The sequence below is a fragment of the Microcoleus sp. B3-A4 genome (assembly GCF_036705385.1).
GTDB lineage: Bacteria > Cyanobacteriota > Cyanobacteriia > Cyanobacteriales > Microcoleaceae > Microcoleus.
The window spans coordinates 39,543-66,030 of record NZ_JAUBUI010000031.1 but is presented as its reverse complement, the minus strand read 5'-3'; the positions used below and the strand labels follow the sequence as shown (position 1 = coordinate 66,030).

Annotated in this window: 20 protein-coding genes; 6 read left to right on the top strand and 14 right to left on the bottom strand. The window is 47.0% G+C overall.

What is annotated here, in order from left to right; all coding sequences use genetic code 11:
* A partial coding sequence (locus QUB33_RS14665) for a PAS domain-containing protein (RefSeq protein ID WP_333351347.1) occupies positions 1 to 2,928 on the top strand: 2,928 nt, incomplete at its 5' end.
* A 241-nt stretch (positions 2,929 to 3,169) separates the two neighbouring features.
* Here the strand turns inward: QUB33_RS14665 and QUB33_RS14660 are convergent.
* Positions 3,170 to 3,328, bottom strand: coding sequence for a hypothetical protein (locus QUB33_RS14660; protein ID WP_333351346.1), 159 nt, complete (start codon positions 3,326 to 3,328; stop codon positions 3,170 to 3,172).
* A gap of 135 nt (positions 3,329 to 3,463) precedes the next feature.
* Here QUB33_RS14660 and QUB33_RS14655 point away from each other — a divergent pair, with 135 nt between their 5' ends.
* Positions 3,464 to 3,841, top strand: coding sequence for a hypothetical protein (locus QUB33_RS14655; protein WP_333351345.1), 378 nt, complete (start codon positions 3,464 to 3,466; stop codon positions 3,839 to 3,841).
* Between the two features lie 9 nt (positions 3,842 to 3,850).
* Here QUB33_RS14655 and QUB33_RS14650 read toward each other — a convergent pair whose 3' ends face one another.
* The 6 genes from QUB33_RS14650 to QUB33_RS14625 form a co-directional block, all read right to left on the bottom strand.
* On the bottom strand, positions 3,851 to 4,660 hold the full coding sequence (locus QUB33_RS14650; RefSeq protein ID WP_333351344.1) for a peroxiredoxin-like family protein: 810 nt from the start codon (positions 4,658 to 4,660) through the stop codon (positions 3,851 to 3,853).
* 449 nt (positions 4,661 to 5,109) lie between these two features.
* Entirely contained in the window at positions 5,110 to 5,592 is a 483-nt protein-coding gene (locus QUB33_RS14645) for an Hsp20/alpha crystallin family protein (protein ID WP_333351343.1), read from the bottom strand.
* A gap of 193 nt (positions 5,593 to 5,785) precedes the next feature.
* Entirely contained in the window at positions 5,786 to 5,974 is a 189-nt protein-coding gene (locus QUB33_RS14640; RefSeq protein WP_333351342.1) for a hypothetical protein, read from the bottom strand.
* A 58-nt stretch (positions 5,975 to 6,032) separates the two neighbouring features.
* On the bottom strand, positions 6,033 to 6,347 hold the full coding sequence (locus tag QUB33_RS14635; RefSeq protein WP_333351341.1) for a hypothetical protein: 315 nt from the start codon (positions 6,345 to 6,347) through the stop codon (positions 6,033 to 6,035).
* A 202-nt stretch (positions 6,348 to 6,549) separates the two neighbouring features.
* Positions 6,550 to 8,226 (bottom strand): mechanosensitive ion channel, encoded by a 1,677-nt coding sequence (locus QUB33_RS14630; RefSeq protein WP_333351340.1) that lies wholly within the window; start codon positions 8,224 to 8,226, stop codon positions 6,550 to 6,552.
* Positions 8,227 to 8,310: 84 nt separating this feature from the next.
* Entirely contained in the window at positions 8,311 to 9,528 is a 1,218-nt protein-coding gene (locus tag QUB33_RS14625; RefSeq protein ID WP_333351339.1) for a transposase, read from the bottom strand.
* Between the two features lie 147 nt (positions 9,529 to 9,675).
* Here QUB33_RS14625 and QUB33_RS14620 point away from each other — a divergent pair, with 147 nt between their 5' ends.
* Entirely contained in the window at positions 9,676 to 10,140 is a 465-nt protein-coding gene (locus QUB33_RS14620) for an SRPBCC family protein (RefSeq protein ID WP_190661051.1), read from the top strand.
* A 147-nt stretch (positions 10,141 to 10,287) separates the two neighbouring features.
* Here the strand turns inward: QUB33_RS14620 and QUB33_RS14615 are convergent, their stop codons facing one another.
* From QUB33_RS14615 to QUB33_RS14585, 7 genes are all read right to left on the bottom strand, one after another.
* Entirely contained in the window at positions 10,288 to 10,974 is a 687-nt protein-coding gene (locus QUB33_RS14615; protein ID WP_333351338.1) for an alpha/beta hydrolase, read from the bottom strand.
* A 308-nt stretch (positions 10,975 to 11,282) separates the two neighbouring features.
* Complete coding sequence (locus QUB33_RS14610; protein ID WP_333351337.1) at positions 11,283 to 12,107, bottom strand: transglutaminase family protein; 825 nt, start codon at positions 12,105 to 12,107, stop codon at positions 11,283 to 11,285.
* A 325-nt stretch (positions 12,108 to 12,432) separates the two neighbouring features.
* Positions 12,433 to 14,310, bottom strand: a complete 1,878-nt coding sequence (gene mutL, locus QUB33_RS14605; RefSeq protein ID WP_333351336.1) for a DNA mismatch repair endonuclease MutL — start codon at positions 14,308 to 14,310, stop codon at positions 12,433 to 12,435.
* Positions 14,311 to 14,494: 184 nt separating this feature from the next.
* Positions 14,495 to 15,604 (bottom strand): ATP-binding protein, encoded by a 1,110-nt coding sequence (locus QUB33_RS14600; RefSeq protein WP_333351335.1) that lies wholly within the window; start codon positions 15,602 to 15,604, stop codon positions 14,495 to 14,497.
* 335 nt (positions 15,605 to 15,939) lie between these two features.
* On the bottom strand, positions 15,940 to 17,196 hold the full coding sequence (locus tag QUB33_RS14595; protein WP_333351334.1) for a beta-ketoacyl synthase N-terminal-like domain-containing protein: 1,257 nt from the start codon (positions 17,194 to 17,196) through the stop codon (positions 15,940 to 15,942).
* Positions 17,197 to 17,414: 218 nt separating this feature from the next.
* Positions 17,415 to 18,200, bottom strand: coding sequence for a peptidylprolyl isomerase (locus QUB33_RS14590; RefSeq protein ID WP_333351333.1), 786 nt, complete (start codon positions 18,198 to 18,200; stop codon positions 17,415 to 17,417).
* Between the two features lie 316 nt (positions 18,201 to 18,516).
* On the bottom strand, positions 18,517 to 19,083 hold the full coding sequence (locus QUB33_RS14585) for a photosystem I assembly protein Ycf4 (RefSeq protein ID WP_333351332.1): 567 nt from the start codon (positions 19,081 to 19,083) through the stop codon (positions 18,517 to 18,519).
* A gap of 205 nt (positions 19,084 to 19,288) precedes the next feature.
* Between QUB33_RS14585 and psbD the strand changes: the two genes are divergently transcribed.
* From psbD to QUB33_RS14570, 3 genes are all read left to right on the top strand, one after another.
* Positions 19,289 to 20,347 carry a photosystem II D2 protein (photosystem q(a) protein) gene (gene psbD / locus QUB33_RS14580; protein WP_006635450.1) on the top strand — a complete coding sequence of 353 codons (1,059 nt, stop codon included), beginning with the start codon at positions 19,289 to 19,291 and terminating at the stop codon, positions 20,345 to 20,347.
* Between the two features lie 157 nt (positions 20,348 to 20,504).
* Positions 20,505 to 21,884 carry a photosystem II reaction center protein CP43 gene (gene psbC / locus QUB33_RS14575; protein ID WP_190663611.1) on the top strand — a complete coding sequence of 460 codons (1,380 nt, stop codon included), beginning with the start codon at positions 20,505 to 20,507 and terminating at the stop codon, positions 21,882 to 21,884.
* 553 nt (positions 21,885 to 22,437) lie between these two features.
* Positions 22,438 to 26,295 (top strand): GAF domain-containing protein, encoded by a 3,858-nt coding sequence (locus QUB33_RS14570; RefSeq protein ID WP_333351331.1) that lies wholly within the window; start codon positions 22,438 to 22,440, stop codon positions 26,293 to 26,295.
* Positions 26,296 to 26,488 lie beyond the last annotated feature (193 nt).

Genomic DNA, 26,488 nt, shown 5'->3' with positions numbered 1-26,488 from the left:
GAGACATACAGCAGATTGCACATTAATTATTCTCTTAGTATCCCTGATTTTGGATCATTTTTTCCTTGGATTACTCTAACTGAACTCGATCAAGCCCAGCAGTCGGAGAAAACGCAGGTAGAAACCGAGACGCAGCCACCTCTTAATCTTCACTCGACAGTTGCGATTGAACCTACCTGTGCGGAAGCTAAGCTGCGCGAATCGGAAGCAAAATACCGCATCTTGTTTGAGTCGATCGACGAGGGCTTCTGCATCTGCTCCATGATTTTTGATGAGAACGATGAACCAACTGATTATCGATTTCTCGAAGTGAATGCGGCATTTGAACGGCTAACCGGACTAGAGCAAGTAATCGGTAAAACGGCTCGGCAACTGGTTCCCAACCACGATACCCACTGGTTTGAGATTTTTGGCAAAGTTGTGCGAAGCCGGGAACCCGTTCGGGTTGAGCAGCAAACGAGCGCCATAAATCGTTGGTTTGATGTCAACGCCTTTTGCATTGGAGAGCCGCCAAGTAATCAGTTTGCCGCTTTGTTTACCAACATTAGCGAGGCGAAGCGCATCGAAGCAGAACGCCAACAGGCAGAAGTTGCCCTGCGTCAATCTGAAGAACGCTATCGCAGGTTGTTTGAGTCGATCGACGAAGGCTTTTGCACCATGGAAGTGCTATTTGATGCAGATGGCAAGCCGTTCGATCACCGCATTTTGCAAGCGAATCCAGCATTCGAGCGGCAGTCTGGCATTGTTAACCCAGAAGGCAAAACAGCAAGCGAACTCGCACCGGGAGTGGAACAGTATTGGAATGACCTTTACGCACAAGTTATTAACACAGGTGAGTCTATCCGCACTGAAGTGCGATCGGATGCGCTCAATCGCTGGTTTGACGTTTTGGTGTCGCGGATCGGTGATGCAGCAATGCGCCAGGTGGCGGTCGTGTTTACCGACATCAGCGATCGCAAACGGACAGAAATCGCCTTGCAGCAGACCTCAGATGAACTCGAACGCCAAGTGCGAAAGTTTGAGGCAACGCTCTCGACCATCACCGATTGTGTTTTTACGTTTGACCGCGATGGGCAGTTTCTTTATGCCAATCAAGTGTTGCTTGATTTGTGGGGAGTCACCGCAGCCGAGGCCATCGGCAAGACGATGGCTGACCTCAATTATCCCGCAGACGTTGAGCAGCAAGTGCTCGACGATCTGCGACGAGTCTTAGAAACCGGAGAGAACGTTAGAAACGACACTCCCTACACGAATCCAGCCCGAGTCGATGGCTACTTTGAATATATTCTTAGCCCTGTGTTTGCTGCCGATCGCACCGTCGAATCGGTCGTCGGTTTATCTCGCGACATCAGCGATCGCAAACAGGCAGAAGCAGCCCTGCAAAAGAGTGAAGAACTAAAGCGACGCATTTTAGAAAGCAGTCAAGACTGCATCAAAGTTTTAACGTTAGAGGGACGACTCCTCTATCTGAATACAGGCGGCTTGAATCTCATAGAAATCGACGATCCTGCATCTGTCCTGAACACCAAATGGCTTGATTTCTGGCAAGACGAAGATCGCCAAAGGGCAGAAGCAGCGCTTGCAGCAGCTTCTGCAGGCAATGTTGGTCAATTTCAAGGCTGCTGCCCCACGGCAAAGGGCAACTTGAAGTGCTGGGATGTCATCGTTACTCCCATCCGAGATGTATCAGGAATAGTTGTACAACTGTTATCAATCTCACGCGACATCACAAAGCAAAAGCAAGCTGAATCGGAACGAGAGCAGCTACTAAAACGAGAACAAGTGGCACGAGAAGAAGCAGAACGCGCCAACCGGATCAAAGACGAGTTTTTGGCAGTGCTTTCCCATGAATTGCGATCGCCCCTAAATCCCATCTTGGGTTGGACTCGATTACTGCGGAGCGGCAAACTCGATGCTGTCCGTCAACGAGAAGCCCTGGCAACCATTGAACGTAATGCCAAACTCCAAACGCAATTAATCGAAGACTTGCTCGACATCTCCCGCATCATGCAGGGCAAAATGTCGCTGACAATTACTTTTGTCAGTTTAACGTTTGTCATATCTGCTGCCGTGGAAACCGTGCGGTTAGCAGCAGAAGCAAAAAATATTCAGCTCGTGCTGGATTTTGCTCCAGAGGTTGCCTTCGTTTCTGGGGATGGAGCCCGTTTGCAGCAAGTCGTCTGGAACCTGCTTACAAATGCTGTCAAATTCACACCAAATAACGGACAAGTGACCGTTGAACTCCGGCAACTCGATCGACTAGCTCAAATTCGGGTCATTGACACGGGTAAAGGTATCAATCCGCAGTTTTTACCTCATGTTTTTGAGTATTTTCGACAAGAGGATGGCTCAACCACTCGCAAATTTGGTGGATTGGGATTGGGACTAGCGATCGCGCGGCAAATTGTCGAAATGCACGGAGGGAGAGCGTGGGCACAGAGCCTGGGTGAAGGGCAAGGCGCAACTTTCATTGTGCAATTGCCGACGATGAAACAGACACCATCGCTCGTATCTGAACCCATCCAAACCCAAACAGATGCAGGAGTGCTAGAGGGCATTCAAATTTTGCTGGTAGATGATGATCCAGATACCCGTGAGTTTCAAGCGTTTCTGTTAGAACAAAATGGGGCTCATGTGAGGGCCGTTGCTTCTGGTAAAGAAGCATTGCAAGCACTGGAACAATTTATTCCCGATGTGCTCGTAAGTGACATTGGAATAGCCGAGATGGACGGTTATATGCTGCTCCAACAAATTCGATCGCGGCCCCCCAATCAAGGTGGAACAATCCCAGCCATTGCACTGACTGCGTATGCCGCAGAAATTGATCGACAGCAGGCACTTCAGGTCGGATTTCAAACTCATATTACAAAACCTGTGGAGCCGTCCGTGTTAGTGAGGGCGATCTCACTCTCGCTAGGACGCACCTAAAACAGAATCTTGTAGTATATTAGTAACACACCTCAACCCCTTATTGTTTCGTTAGCGCTCGCTCGGACTTTGCCTCTGGCAAATCATAGAACCGTGGTCTATGCTCCATACTCAGTTAGGCAGGCCGATGGAATGATGGAAGGGTTGTTTGGGTACAAGGTGCAGCGATGGCTCCGCCCCGGATGGAGCCTACGCATTCGGGGAGGCTCCATCCGGGGCGTGTTGGGTTTTGGGTTCGGTTTTAGTTTCCCAAAATTGGGGTGTTGGTAGCGATCGCAAATGGCGTTGTGTAGCAATAGCTGGCGTAATTGGGCGTAACTTGTTGCTGAAAGTCCCAGATGGGCAACAGCTTTTCTAGATGCCCATCCTTGAGGCTGTGAGCTATCCACCGTTCACCCATGCTGGGGACTCGTGCTGGTGCGGGCTATGATGGGTAGCAGTGCAAGAATGAAGTTGTAAGTTTTCATAGAGGGGGTGAGGAAGTTCACAGCCTGAGTGGCTGCGATCGGCATCTCTCAATCAAGAGGCAAAAGGGATGGATCAGGCAACTTTAAGGCAAATGGCGATGGCTACGTTTTCACAAGTTGGCATTCAATTTGAGGAAGCTAACGTCAAGGCGGAGATTGACGATAACTGGTTTCTTGGTGGTAGTGAGCCCACCAATCAACTTTACATTGTGCATTTGCTAGTTGACGGACAAGGGCGGGAAGAACCGGGGCTACATGGTTGGGTAGAGTTCAATTGGAAAGGAGAGGTGCAGAGTTGGGATCTGCTGGAACAAGATGAATATGGTAAGCAAGAAATTGCCAGCAGCAATGATGGGATTGAGTACGATCGCATGAATCCCCCTATCCGTAAGCCCATGCCCATTCGCTATCGACCACTCTTACCCCCTGCCAGCCCCACACCCTAAGCGTGGTAGTTAGTGCATATCGTCCTGCCCTAACGAGTCTCCATCAGCCACCATTTCTGAGAGAAATGTCAGGGGATTGCTCATATCAGCAGCGAAACCAAGGATGGCGCGATCTCGATGTTCGTAGACTAAATCTCCCTGAGGATTAAACAAGAAAGTTGCGCCTCGTTGAGTGAGATAAGCAGCATTTGGAACATAGGTTTTCCAATGACTCAGCACTTCTCCCATATTCCGCAGCCGCAAGGTTGCCAATTCAAATGGACGCTGGAAACCCTTGCCACCTGCCCACCGGAAAGTAGAGCCTTTGAGGGGTGGAAGAGGGAAAGCCTGAATAATTTCATCATCACCAATTAATTGAGGTGCTTTTGCGTCGCCTCGATATCCTCTCCATACTTCTGCCAGAGTGCCAGGGCTACCAATCCCTGCACACATGAACAATAGATTGAGGTAAGCATTCATAGCAGCCGATAAACCGGGTAGTTTTAACGATAAACCTGGATACAGGTCAAGTTTTTGGTGCAGTTGGGCACTGGGATCTACAAACAAACAGTCGGCAGGAAATCCTGTATAACCACAGAATCGCTGACCCGAGGAGAGTGAGCCAATTCCCACAGCTCGGATTGCTATCCCTTGTGTTTCAAGCCGTTGAGCGTCCCGCTGCAACCACCAAGCATATTCAAGGCTGTCGAAATCTCCCAATTGTGGCAAGAACAGCACCAATTGCCTCATAGAGGATTCGCAACCGTTCAAGATGGGTAAAACGGCTCCATCACTCACCCGTTGGCATTCGGTTTGGCTCAAGAGGGTATGGATATTCATCGGCTAATTATCTATTGAGGAATTGGGAAAGTAGAAAATCATCAGTTGTTGGACAGATGCTTTACTCACATTAAATCGGGCGGCTACTTTCGGAATTGATGTATCACCGGGTTGAGATGCTTTAACTATCGCGCTTGAGCTGGCAGGGTCTGTCTACCTGTGCTACTTTAGCTCATATGAGCCTCGGATGCGATGCGATCGCCAATCCTCTGTAAGTTCGCAGACTCAATAAAATTGGTGCCGACAAGCGTGAAATATTTTGGGAGACTAACTGGAATCAGCGCCGAGCCACGGTATCTGTAGGTTTTTCGCTCGACTTTCCCAAATAAAGAATACCGAGAGCAAGTGTAGCTCTCGGTATCAACTTTTCCAGTTCCGTTGTTGTTAAGTAAATCCAATCAGGCTCAATTTGGGAAAATTTGTCTCACTCAATTAAGCACAGCCGATCGTTATTGGTTAGCCTGTTCCAAAGCTGGATTCGTTGAAGCTCCAGCAATTTCGGCCAAGTTAATCTTGACGACTTTATTGCGAGCTTCAGTTACTTTGGGTAGGGTTAGCGTTAGAATGCCATCTTTGTATTCAGCTTGCACAGAGTCGTTTTGAATGTGTGCGGGCAAGGGAAGCACCCGGTGGAATTTGCCGTAGCGGAATTCAGAGCGGACGTAGCCAGATTTTTGGTCTGTGTTTTCGTAGCGCCGTTCGCCAGAAATAGAAATTGCTTCGCGAGTGACTTGAACGTCAATGTCTTTGGGGTCAATTCCAGGCAGTTGCGCTTTTAATACGAAGTTGTCCCCAGCATCAGCCAATTCTAGAGCGGGCATCCAAGTGGCTTCTGAGTTATCTCTCGTTGTTGCCAGTTGGTCAAAAACTTTATCCAGTTGCTCGCGGATGGTTTCAATTTCCGTGAAGGGTTGCCAAGAGCGCATCAACATAATCTGTCACCTCAAAGATTGGTAAAGCTCTATAAGTTTGTTTGGTTGAAGCTCATTGCTTACAGTTATTATGATGCCGCTTTATAAGTGGGAGCAACAGTCAGGAAAACCCCACTTGGTTAGTCGTATTTGCCAGAATTAGTGCGAAATAATCAGAGTAATTCGCATTGAAGAAAACCGTACAAAGCTATTCCTAGAAACCGAAATGCTGTGGCAACGCCATGATGACCTTGCCGAGCGAACCCTTAACGGCGCGATCGTCGGGGGAAGTATGGTCGGTGTTGCCAACCGTACCAAAAGCACGGTGCGGGTGATGTGTAGCACCGTAAGGACGTGATTTGTCGGCTATCGCTGCTTTCCTATAGCCATCGCTCGCGCTCATGAGGGATCTCGCAGAATGCCAGTCTTAAAAACGCGATCGCCCAACAGGCTATGTGTCGTTAGTTCAACCATGTAGTAAGAGCCCAAAGCGCTTCTCTAAACTGTGTAAGAGTCAATAGCTGTACTTGGGAGCGATGGCTACGCCCCCTTCCGACGCATCTATCTAATCGGTTGACATCTGGATTTTGACTTACCCCATCTTCCATCTCGATCGCCGATCGCATCCAACTCAAAATCACGCTCGCACTTTGGGTTTCATCTCGTACCAATCGCTCAACACAACCTTGACATGGAGGGAGAAACGCGAAATACTCAGTTAGTTTGCCGGTGCAATGATGGAAGGGTTGTTTGGGTACAAAGTGCAGCCATTGCATTCCGGGATTTTGGGCATGGCGGGCGTGTTGAGGTTTTGGTTGAGCGCTCTTGTGTCACTGTGATGCGAGTATAAGCCTAAAATGATCCAAACCCAGTTGCTGTCTATGGATGAAGCCCGTCGGGATCGACCCACCATCAATTTTGAATATCGATAATTATAAAAAAAAGGCGTTTGTCAAGTACAAACGCCTTTTTATAGAATTACAAACGCGGCGTCTTATCTTGTTTAAACGACGCTAACCATTCGCGAATTTGGTCGGCCGCAATCTCGCGCCCGCCCAAACCAAAAGCTAGAGCAATACCAACTGCGATCGCCCCGAGCAGCAGCCCGAAAGCCAAATTCACAATATCGCTGCCAATGCCCATCTGTTGCAGCGCCAAGGCCGAAACAAAGGCAATAATCGCGATCCGAGCCGTTTGGCCCAAAAGCCGCGCTTGACGAGTTCCAGAACTGGCAATCAAACTAAACGCCAGATTCGCCAAATACAAGCCGATCGCAAATACCACCAAACCGGCCAGCACCCGACCTGCAACCAGGACAATACCGCTAACAATCGCTGTCAGCGCTGGAATCCCGAGCACGTCGGTAGCCGCCACTACAGCAAACAGGATGATGCCCACCTGTACCACAATGCCGACAAATTCCGAAGGCGTGCGAGCCGGAAGTTCCGGTTCCTGAAGAATCGTTGCGTCGGGATCGATCGAACTTGGCGGTAGCCTCAGCGACTGTTTCGGTGGCTGCACTCCCAACCAAGAAAAGACATTGTTGAAGCCAATTCCCGTCAGAATATTAGTCACCAAATCGGCGATCCAGCGGCCCAAAATGTAAGCAACCGCCAGAATTAGCGCTGCTGTAAAAATGTTGGGAAGCGCGCCCAAAATGTCGTTGAGCATCGCGATTGCCGGCTGCGAAATCGCCTGAATGTCCAAAGCGTTCAGAGCTGCGATCGCCGTTGGAATCAAAATCAAAACATAGACGATCGTCCCGACAATCCACGACAGGGATTGTCCGCCCGAAGTCCGGGAAATTCCAAACCGAGCGCCCAAACTGTCCGCCCCAGCAGCAGCCAACAGATTCGTGACAATCCGCCGCACCACCATAGCCAGCAGCCAGCCCACAAACCCAATCAGCACAGCTTCCAGAATTTTCGGAATTGCCGCCAGAATTTGGTTGAGTAAATTATTCACCGGCAGCAGAGCCTGCTGCATTTCCAGTGAGTCGAGAATCAGTGGCAAAAACAGCAGAAAAATGAACCAGTACAGCGCATTCGCCACCGTATCGCTCAGCAGCAAAGGGCGCTCGCTGGGCGCTGCGCCCACCTCCTGATTCAAGCGCTCGTCCACGCTAAAAGTCCGCATCGCCCGCGATACGGCCATTTTGGCTACAGTTGCCAACACCCAAGCAATCCCCAACCAAATTAGCGCGCCGGCTAACTTCGGCAAGAAACCGGTAATTTGATTGAGAAAAGTATTGAGGGGTTGGGAGACAGCCGTTAGATTCAGGCGGTTGAAAAAGGCAATTAGGAAAAAGATAAAAATGATCCAGAACACCGCTGTGGAAATCCATTTTTCCACTTGCGGGGCTCCAGCTCCTTCCGGTCGGCCGGTAATCCAAGCCGCCAGCCGATTGTCGAGCGTAGTCTTCTTGAGCAATCCCCCGACTACAGATGAGACGAGGGCTGATACTATCAAGCCAATTAGCAGGATACCGACGGCCCAGAGGAGATTTTCAATGTTTGAGCCCTGAAGGAAATTGTTAATTCCGCGTTCTGCATCTGTCAGGGCATTCCCGGGCTGGGCCTGTGCCAAAATGCGATCGGACAAAGCCGCTATTGGCCCCGATATCGGTTGAGTTATCTCTTGCCAAGTTTCATTCATTTTTTTCTCAGGTTAACGTCAGATTTGACATGGAGAAGACGAAACTTTAATAATAGTTCCACAAAATCTAGACATTGCCTAAATTTAATGTTTGTACGCTTTTAATCGTACTGGGTTAACTACAAAACCCTCTATCGAATTAGGGATAAACCCATCTCCGACTGCTTTTCGGCCAATATTCAAAGAACCGTTTACATCGGCATTTATGAAGCGTCCAGTTTTGGTTCTGAACAATCCTCTTTTTACCCTACTGCCAATGTAGTCGGAATGTTGTTGAATTGGTTCCCTATCCAACGCTGAACATTTGGATGTGTAATTCTCCTCTACTAACACAACTTTAATTCCCGCAATCTGTCCTTTATACTGCAACATTTGCACGAATCGGCGATGGGGAATACAGGCAAAATTTTGATTATTAACCTTGCCAGTCTTAATCCCATCTTTGAAATCCTGGTTCCAGCCTATAACCAGCAATCCAATTTGATGATTGACGAGTTCTTTAATAATTGCGGAGCTCGTCGTGTGGAGGTAGTAATCCACTTTACAGTTACGCTTGTGCCACAATTTGGCGAGTTTTTTACTGTTTTTTTGCGCTGCGGGCAGCAATGATTTCAAGGCCGATGAAACTTGATTGCAGTATTGGTTGGTTGACTTAACAGCCCGTCCGTCGAAAATTGTCGGTACTAACCCAGGAACATTGTAGGTTAATGTTGCCAGATTGTTTAATCCTAAATCTATGGCAGCTACTCTCTGATTAACTTGTAAAGGCTGTTCTAACTTTTCATAGAGCACCTCGACAACATAACAACCTACTTTGGGAACAATCCGGATTTCCAGAATCGAGGTGACTTTTGAGGGCAACCAAATATTAGTCCCAGAGGGACGAGCATATCCTTTTTTTAACGCTCTTTTGCTGACAGCTTGACAATTAAATACAACTACATAGCGCCCGTCTTCTCTTTTTAGCGCTCTTGAACCTTTATAATGAGGGATTTTCGGGGCGGCTTTAAATTTAGTTGGGTCTTCCTGATAGTTCCGCACCGCCAGATAATAGCTAGTCCATGCTTTGAGGACTAAGCCGAGCGTGCTTTGTGCTACCTTTGCGGGCACTGCTTTGTAATCAGGACTTGTTTTGAGCGTGTGATAAACAGCCAGAGCGTTTGTTTGTTGGCTGGCGAAAAAGTTTTGACGGTAGATGTAGTTAGCGCTATTGTAAAGATTTTTGCACAACCAAGACAGTCGATCGGCTTCTCGATAAAACCTATGATTTGGTTTAATGACGTGCCTTTCGACTAACTGCATAATCGGTATATATACTTTAATTCAAGATGATACACTGTCTTTATGAGTGTGTCAATCTTTTAATTTCTGGAAAAATTGACGGTACAAGTAAAGAAAGGACTATAAAGTAAGCAAAGTTTTGTAATACCCTCGTTGTTGCAGGTTCTCATGTCAATTCGTCAAGTTTTCGAGCAATCCATTGAAATTCAGGCGGCTGCTACTCTGGTGGAGCGCTGTATAGTCGATCGAACTTTGATGCACAAGTGGCTTAATCCCCTGCTACGCTGCGAACCCGAGGGCGAATGGGATACTGCTGTAGGAAGTCGCAGCTTATTTATCATAAAAATTCCCGTTTTGCAACCCACTTTAGAGAGTGTTGTGTTGGAGCGACAACCCGGTTTAATTGTGTGGGGGTTTGACGGATTTTTCAAAGGATGCGATCGCTGGGAATGCCAGCCCCAAATCCAAGGAACTCTCTTGATTAACCGCTTTGAATTTCAAATTCCCAATCGTTTAATTAGATTTGGTTTCAATCGCTTTGCAGCCCCTTGGACGCAGAAAGATATGAAAGACCAACTCCGCCGACTCAAGCGGGTAGCCGAGCAACTATCTCAAAAAATGGGAAAAGGGTAATGGAGAAGGGGTAATTGGGAACTTGTTCGCTCGCGTAGCCGAAGTATTGGTAATTGGTAATAGCGGAAAACTAAGATCTCATAGGAAAAAAAGCACCAATTCCCAATCCCCAATTCCCAATTTCCAATTACCTGAAATTTCAGTTATTTACTTCGTACTTCCTGATGGACTGGGCTGACAAATCATTTGTCTGGCCGAATTCACCGCTTGACCGGCGGTATTTTGCAAAGCCGGGGAATTCTGATACAAAGCTTGCAAATCTTGCACGTCTTTAATCACTCGCTCGTAGATAGCTATAGCTTGATTGCCGTCAACTTCTAAAGCCGCAGGGCTATAATTTTGCATCACTTCAATCAGCGATATTTTGCCATCTTTGGAAGCTGCGACTAAAGCATCGCGCAGTGCGGGCACGCTTTGAAGCCGAGCAGTCGGCGCATAAGCAACCTCGCCCAATTGTTTGAAAACAATTTCCCCAAAATAAGTAGTTGCCAGCCGCGCTACTAATTGGGAATCTAAAGGCACTTCTCGCGTTAATATTTCGCGCACCGACTCGGGAGTTTGTTTCGCAAGACTCAGAACGCTTTGCAGTTGAGATGATGCTTTGCCAGTTTGTGCAAAGCTTTGCAAGTCGCTCATCGGTAATGTTACGTCAACAGCACCGTATTTTACGGTAACATTATCTAATGCAAAGGCTTTGCCACTGGTTAGGAATACTGCACTTGTTCCCAGCAAAAGCGCGAAACCTAATGATAAAGACTTTGACATTCTTTTGGTTAAATGGGCTGACAGCGGTTGCATTCGGTTGAGATAACCTTGTTGAAACTGAAAGTTCATGAGTTTGTGCCTCTTTACGTCAAAATACTTTTTCGATCGCTCGTCTGTGCGGGTATCTGTGCGGGTATCTGTTGAGAAAGTGGAATCGGAAGTTCCGTAAATGACCTATGATTTTACAGTCATGTCAAGCAAATTCAACCTATCAAAAGATAGGTGTTACTTGACAATTAATATGTTATACTTAATTATTTGCAAATTTTTAGATACCTTTGCAAAAATGATAAAAGCGAAATTTGGTCGTCGGGCAGCAGTTTATTGAGTGTCACTTGAATATGTCTTATAGTGTACGAGCGATACCAAATTGCAGTTCACATATCCCGATCGAGCCGCTCGACCAATTGGCGAATTCTACCAGCATCAGGAGCATTCGGAGCATTTCTCAGGTATAGTTCCAAATCGTGGCGCGCTTCCACCAAGCGTCCCAGTTGATAATAGAGAATTCCGCGATCGCGCCGTTCCCCCAGCGCATCGGGAAACAGCAGCAAAATCCGTTCGATCGCCAAGAGTACCCTCAAAGCATCTCCCTGTTGCAAGTAAATCGCCTTCAGATTTCCCAGCATTCGCCCCAAAAAATGTCGGCGACTTACCGGGGCGAGAAAACTCGGCTGCAACTCCATAGGTTGACCGTAAATTTGAGAAAGTCTAGCTTGACAATCTTCAGGAAACAATATCTCGCCCCCGTTAAACGCATCAACAAAAATACCAGCATCTTCAAAATCCGGTCTAATTAAAAAATGTCCTGGCATCCCAATTCCCACCATCGGAAAATCAATGCGCTGAGCAACCTCCAAATAAACCAACGATAAAGATATCGGAATGCCAGTACGCCGATCGATCACTTCATTCAAAAAGCTATTACGGGGGTCGTAATAATCAACATCATTGCCCGCAAACTGCAACTCCCCGTATAAATAGCCGTTAATAGTTTGAATAATCCGCAGCGGATAATTCTGTGTCGGCAGGCGTGACCGCACTTCATCTGCGATCGTGTCGAGAGCGTTGAGATACTCCTCTGGCTCTAAACTTGGGTATTCTTCCAAAGCCATGTAAAGGGCAGCTTTCGCCAGGTCGATCGAGCCATCTGGCTGATTTATTTCTCGATAAAATAGTTGTCGGGCGATCGGAAAATCCATATTTATTTTTAATTTATTTTTAATTTACTTTTTGTACCAACATCATGAACAGGCAAGAGGCCTGTTCCACAAGAAAGATTATTCTGTTAAACAGGCATTTTTTGTAGTATAATCAACCTTTTTATGGTAAAACAGAGAACTTTTTTTGTGAAACAGCCATCTGGTCTGTTGCCCAAAAGATATTAAAAAGAGTGAAGTATTTAAATTTTAATATATTCTAAGTTTTTTACTTTAAATCAGCCACTATTTTTAATAAAGCTTCACGATATATTTTTTTTGCATCGAGCCAGATTGAGGTGAACGCCCTCGGATGTCAAATGAACTTTCAAATCCCGTGACTTTTACCAATCACCCAACTGCGGCGAAAAATCCGAGCCAGAGTCGATTCTTCCAAAGCAAAATAGATAGGGCGGCCGTGAGGACAAGTGCGCGGATTGCGAGTTTGCTGCCATTCATCCAACAAATTTTGCATTTGGGAAAGATTCAAAGGAGTACCGTTACGCATAGCGCTGCGGCAAGCAGTCGCAACTTGAGCCGCTTGTAAATCTGCGACTTTACTGAGTTCAAAAAGCGCATCTGCACAGTCATCTCGATCGGCTAACAATTCAGGAACTTCGCGGGCAGCCCATAGCTGTTCCCCAAATGTTTCTACTTCCAAACCCAAGCGGGATAAATTCTCAATTTGCAGTGCAGATAATTGACTGAGAATTATTGGTTTTTCCAGACATTTTAGCTGCCAAACCGCACACAATTGCTCGTACAAAACTCGCTCGTGAGCTATGTGCTGTTCCACCAACCACATTCCGCTGGAATGTTCGGCAACAATGTAAGTATTGTGAACTTGAGCGATCGCCCTCAATTCCATCAATCCTATTTTATTAGCTTTTTCCTGTTCGCCGCCTTCCTCATTCTGCCTAGCCGAAATCCCGACACTGTAAGCACTTTTTTGTTCCGATGCCTTCAGCAATTTTCCCACTCGATCGGGAATTGGGACAGGCGGCAAAACTTCATCGTTCAAATGCAAAGCACGAGCAATTGCTGCGCTAACTTGGGCTTGCCAAAAACTTGGCTCGTGCAGATAAATTTCAACCTTAGCGGGGTGGCGGTTCCAGTCGATTTCCGAAGGGGAGATTTGCAGGTGGACAAAACATACGGGATAGCGATCGCGCGGACAAGTGCGGGCAAAGGCGCTGAGAATAGTTTGCTCTAATTCGGGCGATCGCACAACTCGCCGATTTACCCCAACTTTGACCCAATCCGGCCGCCGGCGGTGACACCGATCGGGCAAACCAATTACTAATTCCAAACGCTGGGAATTGGGGATTTGGAAATGGGAACTGGCAACTGGTAATTGGTAATTAGGCTTAACTGTAGCTCCAACAAGTTGAGTTTCTATCAATAAATTTGCTGCTTTCTGATTTTGAGGACTCGCCGGCAAATCTAACTTTAAATACTGCAAATCGCTCGCTCGCACACCGCGCACGAATTGAGGTAAAAGTTGTTCCGCTGTGCTACCTGGAGTTACGTGCAAACAAGGCGTATTTCCTTGACGCAACTGCCAATTAACGTGCGGGTGACAAATAGCAATTTGCTGAAGCGTTAATTGGATTGATCGCATTTGCTGTGCCGGCGACAAAAAACTGCGGCGCACAGGCCAATTGCCAAACAAATTATCAACAGTCACCACCGTACCAGGAGCGATCGCCGCTGTTTCCACCTCCACAGCAACGCCCGCGTTATTGTAAACTACCCGCCAGCCCGATCGAGCATTTTCACCTCCCCCCTTGTTAAAGGAAGATTTGGCGGGGATTTGCGCCGACTCTCGATTTTCCGAAAAATCCCCCAATCCCAAATCATTCGATCGGCTCAAAACCTCCAAACACCCCAACTGAGCTAAACTGTGCAAAGCTTCCCCACGAAATCCCAAAGTATCAATTTTGTAAAGGTCTGCTTCAGTGGTAATTTTGCTCGTACTGTGAGGCGAAGCCGCCTGCTGCAAATTTTCCAGATCCATTCCCGTACCATTATCTGCAACTTGCACCCGCCACTGTTCCGGCCAGACAGAAACAACGATGCGAGTTGCGCCAGCATCCAGAGAATTTTCAACTAATTCTCGTACCGCTGCGGCGATCGAGTCAATCACTTCGCCGGCGGCAATTAAATTGATAACTTCTGTGGGTAAGGTTTGAATAGTAACTGGCATCAGATTTTTAGCAGTTCGTTAATTCAATTCTAGTTGATTCTGCAAGTCGCTACACAGTATTAGGAATTACGCTCTTCAACCCGGTTTATTAGGGGGAAATATTGTTTTATCACAAGATATCTACTCAGGAACCAAATCTCTGGGGCTTAGTGATAAAGTTTTAAATATATATCTTCCTACCTACTTAAATTTGATCTGCTAAAGCCATTATTATTGGCAAGCGGATGTAAAAAGTTGTGCCTTTTCCGTCCTCGGACTCATAAGTAATTTTCCCTTTGTGAGCCTCAACTATCGACTTAACAATCGCCGTTCCCAACCCAGTACCAGTCCGCTTGCCATAAGTCACAAACGGTTCAAATAACTTTTCCTTAATTGTCGATGGAATGCCTGGGCCGTTATCGTAAATGCTAATTTCGGCCCACTCCTCACTTTGTTTCACCGCAATCTCCACCCGACCCCCTCTTCCACCAAAAGCCTCAACAGCATTCCCAACTAAATTTTGTAAAACGCGCAAAATCTTATTTTCATCCGCTTCCACTATTACTTCTGTCACCCGTATTGCTAAATCTACTTTTGCTGCTTCACAATAAACTCTGTTCAACTTTTCAAACTGCTGCAACGTTTGAATTAGATTAACTGGTTTTTTATGTAATACAGAATTACCGCGCGAAAATTCTAATACTTCTTCAGCCATCCCCAACATTCGATGAACCTGCAATTGAATAAGTTCGCACCACTCCTGAGTTTCCTCATCTTCGTGCATTTCTTTGAGCATTTCTGTGGAGAGTTTAATTCCAGTAAAAGGACTTTTGAAATCGTGAATAATTGTACTCACCATTTCTCCTACTAATACCATTTTTTGTTTGTGTACCAACTGGCTAACATATTGATCCGTGGTATCCCGTAAATTTTTAGTAATGAAACTAAACATTTGCAGTACCGAACTGCCTTTAGCAAACTGGAGAGTTGTTATGAGCTCTTCACGGCCTATTTTTGCCAAAGTCGAGCCTGCAACTGCCACAGCTCTAGCACTGCGCGGCTGTCCGTCTAAAACTCCGAGTTCGCCAAAATAATCGTTTGGCTTAGCGACAGCAACAGTTTGATATTTAGGATTTTCAAGCCGCTTGCTAAACTCGACTTTACCTTCTAAAACTAGATATAAAAAATCCGCTGTTTCTCCTTCTTCAAAAACCAGCGTTTCCTCAGCAAAACTCTCCAAAACAGCTATTTGGCAAAGGTGAGCAGCTTGCTCTGGTTCAAAATAAGACATAAATCGATGAGATGCCAGATCCATGTGAAAATACCTAAGGCTTAATTTAAACAGTTGCTTTTTTCTATTTTCGCCGATCGCCATCGGTGGCTAATCAAATACAATACTGCTTTAATCTGCCTCTCTTTTCTAGCCTCCTAGGCTTTGACGCAAGGATCGGCGTCGAGATGCAGAGCCAGACTAGGACAGCAGCACCAGCAATCTCACCAAAATTCTCAGTTAATTGACTAAAATACATAAATATTGTACTATTTTTGAGATTTAAATTGGATGTACGAGGGGTTCTCCGGCCACCTCAGAAGATTTTAACTGTAGAGAGATCGTGTAATTTAAATGTCGATCGACCGAGTTTACAAAAATTAACGCTCGCCCGATAAAACGATCGCAGCATTCTGCCCGCCAAAGCCAAAACTTAAACAAACCGCATTTCTGACAATAGCCGATCGCGCACAGCGAACAAAATCTAATTCAAACCCCGGTTTTGTCATTCCAACGCAAGGTGGCAACATCTGATATTTAATGCTCATCAAACAAAAAGCCGCGCCCAAAGCTCCCGAAGCTCCCAAAGTATGACCCGTAGCCCCCTTAGTCGAACTAACAGCAACTCCTCGGTGAAATAACTTCTCAATTAACAGTGCTTCGTGTCGGTCATTTAACTCAGTTGCAGTACCGTGAGCGTGAATAAAATCTATATCAATCGCCGTCAAATTGCTGCGTTTCAAGCATTGATTTACCGCCGCGATCGCACTTTCCCCCCCCAGCTTCGGCGCATTAGCATGGCAAGCATCATTTGTCAAGCCAAAACCGGAAATTTGACCGTAAATTTTAGCACCACGACGCCTTGCCAACTCGGCAGATTCTAATACAAATAAAGCCCCGCCTTCACCGAGAACAAAGCCTTCCCGATTTTCATCAAAGGGATAGCATCCATTGTTTGCCAAAGCACCCATCCGGCTAAATCCAGCCAGAGTCAGGGGTGTGATAGGCGCTTCGACAGCACCTGCGATCGCCCGCTGACACTCACCGGTGCGGATTAAATCAACAGCGCGGGCGATCGACCAAATACCCGTCGCACAAGCAGCCATCGGCGCCAGTACCGGCCCCGTCGAACCAATTGCCCTCGCCGCTGCGATCGCCCCCATGTGAGGCAAAAAATTCACAAATTGAGAATTGGGCATTGGGCATTGGGCATTGGGCATTGGGCATTGCGAATCGGTAATTGAGAATTCTCTATCCTCTTCCTTCTTCCCTCTTCCCTCTTCCCTCTTCCCTCTTCCTTCTTCCCTCTTCCTTCTTCCCTCTTCCTTCTTCCCTCTTCCTTCGCTTGCCAACAGTTCCAAATTTGCCTGGAAGCCTCGGCTAGAACCGATCGCAATCCCGCAATCGGGCAAAGGCAAAGTCAAATTAGCATCTTGCACAGCATCTATTAAAACCTGCCGAATTAAAGTTATTAAATCGACAGGTTTTGTGCCAATTAAAGCCAAAGGTCGCCGTTCAAGTTCTATAAAAGGTTGATGTTGCCGAATTCCTGATTCCCCAGACAACAATCTTTTCCAGCTACAATCCAAAGTGCCTAAAGCAGAAACCAGGCCAATTCCCGTAACAACAACATCCACATCTACCCTCAGATTCCCAAATTTTTAGTCATTAGTCATTAGTTATTAGTCATTAGTTATTTATGATTGGAACTAATTATTAACTACTAACCAACGACCACCGACTGATATCGTTTCCGGTTGCATCGGAATAATAAAATCGAGTCAACAGTCAACAGTCAACAATCATTTCGATCGTGCAACCGGAATTGATATGACGAGTGACGACTGACGACTGATTACTGAACAGGCTTAAAATTTTCCAAACCCTGAGTAACAGTAGCCTTCTCAATGCGATCGCCCGCTTCAATCTTATCAATCACATCCATGCCTTGTTTCACGTACCCAAAAACCGCATAGCTGCCGTCCAAAAACGGTACATCGGTCAAAGTAAAGTAAAACTGAGAAGAAGCCGAATCAGGACTCTGCGATCGAGCCATAGCAACAGCCCCGCGACTGTGCACCAATACGGGTTTCTCCTTAACCCCAGCTTCTTCTAGCGTTTGGCTGTAAGTCGGATTGGCAGCACCTTTAGGTTTAATTTCCAGAGGAATCCTGCGTTCGGTAGTAGTTTTCGGGTCAATAAAACCGCCCGTTCCCAGTCGCGCTGTAGGGAATTTAGGGTCTTTACCCTGAGGGTCGCCGCCCTGAACTACAAAAGGCTGAGGTTCCCGAACTACTCGGTGAAATACCAGCCCGTCGTAGACTCCTTTCTGAACCAAATCGACAAAATTGCCCGCAGTAATTGGCGCATTTGTGCCGTCGAGTTCGATCGTAATTGGAGCACCTTTCACCGTCATCACCACCGTTGCTTTTCCTTCCAATCGTGGCAAATTGCTAAATTGCGAACTCGCCGCTACAGCAGCAGGAGAAGGAGACGGAGACAAAGAAATATTTTCACCCGACGCCGGATTCGATGTCGCAGTCGAGTCTGCCACAGGGGAACTACCGCATCCTCCGACAAACAACGCGCCAATTATTAAAAGTGAGAACAACCACCGCTGAATTTTGATTTGCATTTGCATTTGTATTTTCACTTTGAGTCAATTACGGACTTTGCAACTAAAGATTTTAATTCAATAGTCCGAACTGTTTTTAGTTCCTAGTCTGAAACCCGCGATTTTGCTTTGGTAGCGAACTTGCCTTGGAGCCTTGAAACCCTTATTCTACGGTTGGCAATCCAAAACTATCCGAAGTATTGTTAATTGATAGATTCAAAAATTGGTAACGGGCTTACTCGCAGATCGATCTTTTTCACTTACCAGGTAGGTAAGGTGCGAGACCGGGCGCACCCTACGAGACATTACCAATCTAAAATCTAAAATCGCAAATCGAAAATCCCTAAAGTCCTTCTAGGGGAACTTGCAAAAATCGAGCCAATTCGGCCGCTTGATTTTCCACTTCCGACAAAGCAATCGGCTGTCCGACTCTAGTCAGGGGAAACTGACGGCGGTCTTTGAGCTTAAGATAAATACTGCGGCGGGGACTGAGACCTTCTTTAATGTCTACCCGCACAGATTGCACGTCCGATGTCTTGCAAGTAAAATCAAGCTTGCGGTTTTTGCCGGGAAAACCCCAGCGAAAGATCCGAATGTTACCAGTTTGTCGATCGAACTCGCTGTAACCGCCACCGACATCCCAGAGAATAGTCAGCCACAGGTAGAGCGCCAACAGCACGCCACAGACACCGTAGAAACCCATCGCAATGCCTTGGGGGATGAAAACAAGGTGAGTCGGGTCAGCAAAAGGCAGGAGGTTAACGTGCAAGTAGCTGGAAATGCCCGACAGCAGGAAACCAGTCCCTCCAATGCTGACCACCGTCGCCCACCAGTAATTGCTGAAGCGGCGGGAGCCCAAAACCGGGTAGCGCAGGACAGAATCGATCGAGGTCATTGTTTTTGCAGTCATAAAATTAAACAGCCTTTAAGCCAAATCTTAATTCAATTAGCCCACCGAGCGTCACGCTTCGCTGACGCGATCGCGTCAGCGACCGATCGGGATTGTGTATCAACACCTGCTAATTATGTTGAAAAATTCTGAACTTCTAATATATAGTTATGTTAACTTTAATTAGAAACCTTGGTCTTTTAACAAGCAAAAGGATTTTACCGCAATGACAATCGCAGTCGGACGCGCCCAGACCGAAAGAGGCATCTTTGATGTCCTCGACGACTGGCTCAAACGCGATCGCTTCGTCTTCGTAGGCTGGTCTGGCATCCTGCTATTCCCCTGCGCCTACCTAGCCATCGGTGGCTGGTTAACAGGCACCACCTTCGTCACATCCTGGTACACCCACGGTTTGGCAAGTTCCTACCTCGAAGGAGCCAACTTCCTCACCGTAGCAGTCTCCACCCCAGCCAACAGCCTCGGACACTCCCTGCTGTTCCTGTGGGGCCCCGAAGCACAGTGGGACTTCACCCGCTGGTTCCAACTCGGCGGGCTGTGGACATTCGTAGCCCTCCACGGCGCTTTCGCACTGATCGGCTTTTGCCTGCGTCAGATTGAAATCGCCCGTTTGGTAGGCATCCGTCCCTACAACGCCCTAGCATTCACCGGCCCCATCGCCGTGTTTGTTTCGGTGTTCCTGCTTTACCCCTTGGGTCAATCAGGCTGGTTCTTCGCCCCCAGTTTCGGCGTCGCAGCAATTTTCCGCTTTTTGTTATTCCTGCAAGGCTTCCACAACTGGACGCTCAACCCCTTCCACATGATGGGCGTTGCAGGCATCTTGGGCGGCGCGCTGTTGTGCGCCATCCACGGTGCAACCGTAGAAAACACCTTGTTTGAAGACGGCGAAGGCTCAAACACCTTCCGCGCCTTCAACCCAACTCAGTCAGAAGAAACCTACTCGATGGTTACAGCTAACCGCTTTTGGTCGCAAATCTTCGGAATTGCCTTCTCCAACAAGCGCTGGTTGCACTTCTTCATGCTGTTCGTACCTGTCACAGGCTTGTGGATGAGCTCCATTGGCATCGTCGGTTTAGCATTAAACCTGCGCGCCTATGACTTCGTATCACAAGAATTGCGCGCTGCTGAAGATCCTGAGTTTGAAACGTTCTACACTAAGAACATTCTGCTTAACGAAGGCATTCGTGCTTGGATGGCTCCGACCGACCAACCTCACGAAAACTACATCTTCCCTGAAGAAGTTCTGCCTCGCGGTAACGCACTTTAAAAAAATCAGGATTTGGATTTCAGATTAATTTAAGTTTTTTAAACTAATATGAAATCCACATCCCTATTCCCTGGGGCAGGTGCGGTACTCCCGTGCCCTACTAGGGAAACAAAAAAACCCAAAATCCAAAATCTAAAATCGTTGGAGGTTCTACCGCGTGGTAACGCTCTCTAATTCCTACGCAAGCGGTCGCGACCAAGAATCCTCCGGGTTCGCTTGGTGGTCTGGCAACGCTCGTTTAATCAATCTGTCTGGCAAACTGCTGGGCGCACACGTCGCTCACTCTGGTTTGATCGTTTTCTGGGCCGGAGCAATGACTTTGTTTGAAGTCGCTCACTTTATCCCAGAAAAGCCCATGTACGAACAGGGCTTAATTTTGATGCCCCACATCGCTACTTTGGGTTGGGGCGTCGGCCCCGGCGGTGAAGTTACGGATATCTTCCCGTTCTTCGTCGTTGGCGTTCTTCACTTGATTTCATCTGCTGTTCTCGGTTTGGGCGGCATTTATCACGCCGTTCGCGGTCCGGAAATTCTCGAAGAATACTCTTCGTTCTTCGGCTACGACTGGAAAGACAAGAATCAGATGACCAATATCATCGGCTACCACCTGATTCTGTTGGGATGCGGCGCTCTGCTGCTCGTAGCTAAAGCCATGTTCTTCGGCGGTGTCTATGATACTTGGGCTCCAGGCGGCGGCGACGTGCGGGTCATTACTAACCCCACTCTGAATCCGGCTGTGATTTTTGGCTACTTGACTCGCTCTCCTTTTGGTGGCGAAGGCTGGATTGTCAGCGTCAACAACATGGAAGATATCATCGGCGGTCACATCTGGGTTGGCCTGATTTGTATCGCTGGCGGTGTTTGGCACATTTTGACCAAGCCTTTCGGCTGGGCTCGCCGCGCCTTAATCTGGTCTGGCGAAGCTTACCTGTCTTACAGCTTGGGCGCTTTGTCCCTGATGGGCTTCATCGCTTGCTGCTTTGTCTGGTTCAACAACACTGCTTACCCCAGCGAATTCTACGGCCCGACGGGCCCGGAAGCTTCTCAAGCGCAAGCTTTGACCTTCCTGATCCGCGACCAACGCTTGGGTGCTAACGTCGGTTCTGCACAAGGCCCCACCGGTCTGGGTAAATACCTGATGCGCTCTCCTACTGGCGAAATCATTTTCGGCGGTGAAACGATGCGTTTCTGGGATTTCCAAGGCCCTTGGTTGGAACCCTTGCGCGGTACTAACGGTTTGGACTTGAACAAAATCAAGAATGACATTCAGCCTTGGCAAGCTCGCCGCGCGGCTGAATACATGACTCACGCTCCTCTGGGTTCTTTGAACTCTGTGGGCGGTGTGGCGACTGAAGTTAACTCGTTTAACTTCACTTCTCCTCGTTCTTGGCTGTCCTGTTTCCACTTTGTGATGGGTTTCTTCTTCTTGGTCGGCCACTTGTGGCACGCTGGTCGCGCTCGCGCGGCTGTCGCTGGCTTTGAGAAGGGTATCGATCGCGAAAATGAACCAGTGCTGTCTATGCCTAATTTGGACTAATCGATCGAATTTATTTCTGATTTGATTGTCTAATCGAAAAAAGCTCCTGCTTAACGGCGGGAGCTTTTTTTTGCTCCCATATCTGGAAAAAGCTGCAGATTGTCGATCGACCATTCTCCGATCCCGCTAGCAGCAGATCCAATCCTAGACGTAGAAACCCGGTTTCTGAGTTAACCTTTTGAATTCCATGCTGTTTCTTTACGTCAGCTCGTTCCTCAGCGAGCTTTTGCATCCAGGACTGAGATATTTCGGTGCGAACTTCATCGGTGGCGGTAAATGACTCTGCAAGTCTTGAAACTTGACAAGTTTAATCCGTTGGGGTAAAGAGCTTGCAAGGCAGGCTCTACAAAGTTTATATTTAAAGTACAAAAGTTTTAATTCCACACAATGGAAAGTTGCAATTTTAAGGCCGATCGCTACAGGTGAAAAACTAATCGACGATCGCCATCAGGATATTTATATTTTATTAAATGGCTGTGCTTGCCGAATTTTTTAACAGGCACAAAACTTTTGGGCGGCTTACTGTTATTGCTAGGAAAGCAAAAGATTAATAATGGACTCATTAAAGATCGAAAATCTCCAGGTGAGGTTCGATCGAGCAAATTTGCTCGAACGCATCGCCAACCGCATTCGCCGCTCTCTAGAACTACCCGAAATTCTGAGCGCAACAGCAGCAGAAGTTCAATCCTTCTTGGGAACAGACAGAGTAAAAATCTACAAATTTCATAGCGACGGCAGCGGTGAAGTGATTGCCGAATCAATTAACGGCAACCGCTTGCCATCCCTATTGGGACTGCATTTTCCAGCCGACGATATTCCCCCTCACGCCCGCGAACTGTTCGCGCAAGTACACGTGCGATCGATCGTCGATATAGATTCCGGGCAGCTAGGTCAAAGTCCGCGCCGCGAGGCGGTTTCCGGCGAACTGCTGCCCGACGAAATGCGCTTTCGTGCGGTTGACCCCTGCCACGCTGAATACTTGACTGCACTCGGCGTCAAGGCTTGCTTGGTAGTACCAATTTTTCACGGCGAAGAATTCTGGGGGTTGTTGGTATCTCACCACTCCGAGTCCCGGAGTCTGGCAGAAAACGAACTCCAAGGCGTTCAGATGGTGGCAGATCAGCTCGGCGTCGCCATAGCCCAATCAACCCTCCTCGCCCAAACAAGGGCGAAAGCTCAGCGGGAAGCTGCCGTCAACCGCGTCGCCACAGCCCTTAACTCCCAGCCGGCGATTGAACTCCAAACAGCTTTGACAGAATCAGTAGCAGCACTAGACGCAGCCGGCGGCAGGCTGTGTATTTTCGCCACGCCATTCATTTCCGACAGCAGCAAGGTTACGAATCTAGTTCCTTATTTGGATAACTCCACTGGCGAACTCACAGTCTACACTTGCGGCTCAGGGCCGAAGATGGGAATTTTGGCAAAATACCCGCAGGTGGAGCAATACAGCGTTTGGTACGAATATTTTAAATCCGGCGAGCAACAGCTTTGGGCAATTCCCGACTTGTACCAAATTAGCAGTTTGAGAAGCCTGCAACCTGCATTTCGATCGACAAAAATTCGCAGCATTTTAATCGTACCGCTCAGAACCCGCCAGCAAATATTCGGTTACTTGACCATTTTTCGAGAAGAATTTGACACCGAAACTCTCTGGGCGAGACAGTTTGATAGCGACGAGCGGCTCGCCCAATCTCGGATATCTTTTGAAGCGTGGAAAGAGTCAAAAACAGCCCAAATTCGCGAATGGAAAACTGAAGAAATTGAATTGCTCCAAATTCTTGGCACCCACTTTTCTAATGCTATTAACCACTACCAACTCGATCAACAAATAGAAGAACTTAACACAAATTTAGAAAATCAAGTTCAAAAGCGCACTGCTCAACTACAGCAGTTAACCCAACAGCAGCGAGTGCTGTTTGAAGTGGTGGCAAAAATGCGAAAATCCCTCGACTTGAACACGATTTTTAGCACGATGTGCCAGGAAGTGCGGCGGGCTTTAAATGCCGATCGAGTTGCGGTTTACCGCTTCGATCCCGCGTCGGAATTTAACGACGGTGAATTCGTTGCCGAAGATGTTTTGCCAGATTTTGTGTCAGCAATGGCAGTCAAAGTGCACGATCGCTGTTTTGGAGAAAACTACGCCAATCTCTACTCTCAGGGGCGAGTTCACTCAATCTCCGACATCAGACAGGCCGGACTGCAAGATTGTTATGAGCAAGTATTGGAGCAATTTCAGGTCAAAGCTACTTTAGTTGCACCGATTATGAAAGGCAACGACCTTTGGGGGTTGCTGTGCGTACACCAATGTTCGGCCCCCCGCAACTGGGAATCTTCCGAAATTAAGTTTGCTACCCAAATTTCCGCTCAGCTAAGCATCGCCTTAGAACAAGCAGATTTGCTCGCTCAAACTCAGCAGCAAGCAGTTGAGCTGCAGCGGGCAGCAGAGCAGGAGCGAATACTGTTTGAGGTAGTTGCTAAGATTCGGCAATCTCTCGACTTAGATACAATTTTTAGCACGACAACTACAGAATTGCGGCGGATTTTAAAAGCAGATAGAGTTGGCATTTATCGCTTCGATACAAGTTCAAAGTTTAATGAAGGCGAATTTATTACCGAAGATGTTTTGCCAGATTTTCCTTCAGCAATGGATGTAAAAATTCGCGATCGTTGTTTTGGAGAGAACTATGCAAATAAATACAGCCAGGGACGCATTCAAGTGCTGCCAGATATCGAAAGTGCGGGACTCTCCGACTGCCACGCTGCTATTTTAGCTCAATTTCAAATTAGATCTCAGGTGATTATGCCGCTGATGAAAGGCAGCGAACTTTGGGGCTTGCTGTGCGTGCACCAGTGCGGCAGTTCCCGCAATTGGAACAGTTCGGAAATCAAGTTTTCTACGCAAGTAGGATCTCAGTTGAGCGTAGCATTAGAACAAGCAGATTTGCTTGCTAAAACGCGCCAGCAAACGATCGATTTGCAGGGGGCAGCCGAGCAACAACGGATACTGTTTGATGTGGTGGCTAAGATTCGAGAATCTCTCGATATCAACGCAATTTTTAAAACTGCAACCCAAGAAGTTTGTCAGTTTATGCAAGTTGATAGAATTGCTGTGTATAAATTTAATCCTGATTGGAGTGGCTATTATGTGGCCGAGTTTGTGAAAGATGGCTGGATAAAATTGGTAGGGGAAGGTATCAGTACGGTTTGGCAAGATACTTATTTGCAGGAAAACCGAGGCGGCAGATATGTCAATAATGAAACTCTAGCCGTTGACGATATCTATCAAGTTGGTCACTCGCAGTGTGTTGTCGGTATTTTAGAGCAATTTCAGGTGAAGGCTTATGCAATCGCGCCGATTTTTGTAGGACAAGAACTTTGGGGTTTGCTCACAGCCTATCAACATTCTGGACCCCGCTGTTGGGAAAGTTCAGAAGTTAACTTTTTAGCTCAGATTGGCAATCAGTTAGGCGTAGCTATCCAACAAGCCGATTTGCTAGCTCAAACTAGACGCCAAGCAGAACAAATCGCTCAAAGTTTAAAAGATTTGCAGCACACTCAAGCTCAATTGATTCAAACTGAAAAAATGTCTGGTTTGGGGCAACTGGTAGCCGGGATTGCTCACGAAATTAACAATCCGGTTAATTTTATTTACGGCAATCTCAATCACGCTAGTGAATATACTGCTAGCTTAGTGAGTTTGCTGGAAGTTTACCAGCAGCAATATCCCGATTCTAGTCCTGAAATAGACAAATTGAGTGAAGATATTGACGTGGAGTTTCTGCTAGAAGATTTGCCAAAATTGCTATCGTCAATGAAGGTGGGAGCAGATCGCATCCGTCAAATAGTTCTGTCTTTAAGGAATTTCTCTCGTCTTGACGAAAGTCAAATGAAGGCGGTTGATATTCACGAAGGGATTGACAGCACGCTGTTAATTTTACAGCACAGGCTGAAATCTAATGCGGACTGTGCAAACATTGTGCTAGTGAAAGAATACGGCACTTTGCCTTTGGTTGAGTGTTATGTTGGACAGTTGAATCAGGTGTTTATGAATGTAATTGGGAATGCGATCGATGCTTTAGATTCGCACAAGTTGCTCGCTGACCAATCGGTGGCTCCTCAAATTAAAATCTCTACTTCTGTCGGGAAACTTAATGACACTATTCCTAGCGCGGTGATTCGGATTTCTGACAACGGCACGGGAATTTCGGAATCAATGAGAAAACGCATATTTGACCCTTTTTTCACCACTAAGTCTGTGGGGAAAGGTACAGGATTGGGACTGTCAATTAGTTACCAAATTGTGGTAGAAAAACACGGTGGCGTTTTAAAATGCAATTCGGAATTGGGGAAAGGTACTGAGTTTGCAATCGAGATTCCGCTTCGACAGCAGCCACCAGTCATTACTGATTAGTCATTATTGTAAAATCCAGCCAAGAGTCAACAGTCAACAATCACGGACGCTGCAACCAGAATTGATATAATTAATCTGCGTTAATCTGTATTAGTCTGCCCTTATCTGCGGTAAAAAAAAGAGAATGTATTAACCGCAGATGACAAGGGATTGACGCTGATTCACGCAGATGAAAAGAAGAGAAATATGAAAA

Excerpts from the sequence above, each read along its gene's own strand:
- QUB33_RS14585 (WP_333351332.1), bottom strand. The coding sequence starts at position 19,083 with ATGACTGCAAAAACAATGACCTCGATCGATTCTGTCCTGCGCTACCCG.
- QUB33_RS14590 (WP_333351333.1), bottom strand. The coding sequence starts at position 18,200 with ATGCAAATGCAAATCAAAATTCAGCGGTGGTTGTTCTCACTTTTAATA.
- QUB33_RS14600 (WP_333351335.1), bottom strand. The coding sequence starts at position 15,604 with ATGGATCTGGCATCTCATCGATTTATGTCTTATTTTGAACCAGAGCAA.
- mutL (WP_333351336.1), bottom strand. The coding sequence starts at position 14,310 with ATGCCAGTTACTATTCAAACCTTACCCACAGAAGTTATCAATTTAATT.
- QUB33_RS14645 (WP_333351343.1), bottom strand. The coding sequence starts at position 5,592 with ATGTTGATGCGCTCTTGGCAACCCTTCACGGAAATTGAAACCATCCGC.
- psbD (WP_006635450.1), top strand. The coding sequence starts at position 19,289 with ATGACAATCGCAGTCGGACGCGCCCAGACCGAAAGAGGCATCTTTGAT.
- QUB33_RS14570 (WP_333351331.1), top strand. The coding sequence starts at position 22,438 with ATGGACTCATTAAAGATCGAAAATCTCCAGGTGAGGTTCGATCGAGCA.
- QUB33_RS14640 (WP_333351342.1), bottom strand. The coding sequence starts at position 5,974 with ATGAGCGCGAGCGATGGCTATAGGAAAGCAGCGATAGCCGACAAATCA.
- QUB33_RS14650 (WP_333351344.1), bottom strand. The coding sequence starts at position 4,660 with ATGAATATCCATACCCTCTTGAGCCAAACCGAATGCCAACGGGTGAGT.
- QUB33_RS14630 (WP_333351340.1), bottom strand. The coding sequence starts at position 8,226 with ATGAATGAAACTTGGCAAGAGATAACTCAACCGATATCGGGGCCAATA.
- QUB33_RS14660 (WP_333351346.1), bottom strand. The coding sequence starts at position 3,328 with ATGGGTGAACGGTGGATAGCTCACAGCCTCAAGGATGGGCATCTAGAA.
- QUB33_RS14615 (WP_333351338.1), bottom strand. The coding sequence starts at position 10,974 with ATGAACTTTCAGTTTCAACAAGGTTATCTCAACCGAATGCAACCGCTG.
- QUB33_RS14610 (WP_333351337.1), bottom strand. The coding sequence starts at position 12,107 with ATGGATTTTCCGATCGCCCGACAACTATTTTATCGAGAAATAAATCAG.
- QUB33_RS14620 (WP_190661051.1), top strand. The coding sequence starts at position 9,676 with ATGTCAATTCGTCAAGTTTTCGAGCAATCCATTGAAATTCAGGCGGCT.
- QUB33_RS14655 (WP_333351345.1), top strand. The coding sequence starts at position 3,464 with ATGGATCAGGCAACTTTAAGGCAAATGGCGATGGCTACGTTTTCACAA.
- QUB33_RS14625 (WP_333351339.1), bottom strand. The coding sequence starts at position 9,528 with ATGCAGTTAGTCGAAAGGCACGTCATTAAACCAAATCATAGGTTTTAT.
- QUB33_RS14635 (WP_333351341.1), bottom strand. The coding sequence starts at position 6,347 with ATGCAATGGCTGCACTTTGTACCCAAACAACCCTTCCATCATTGCACC.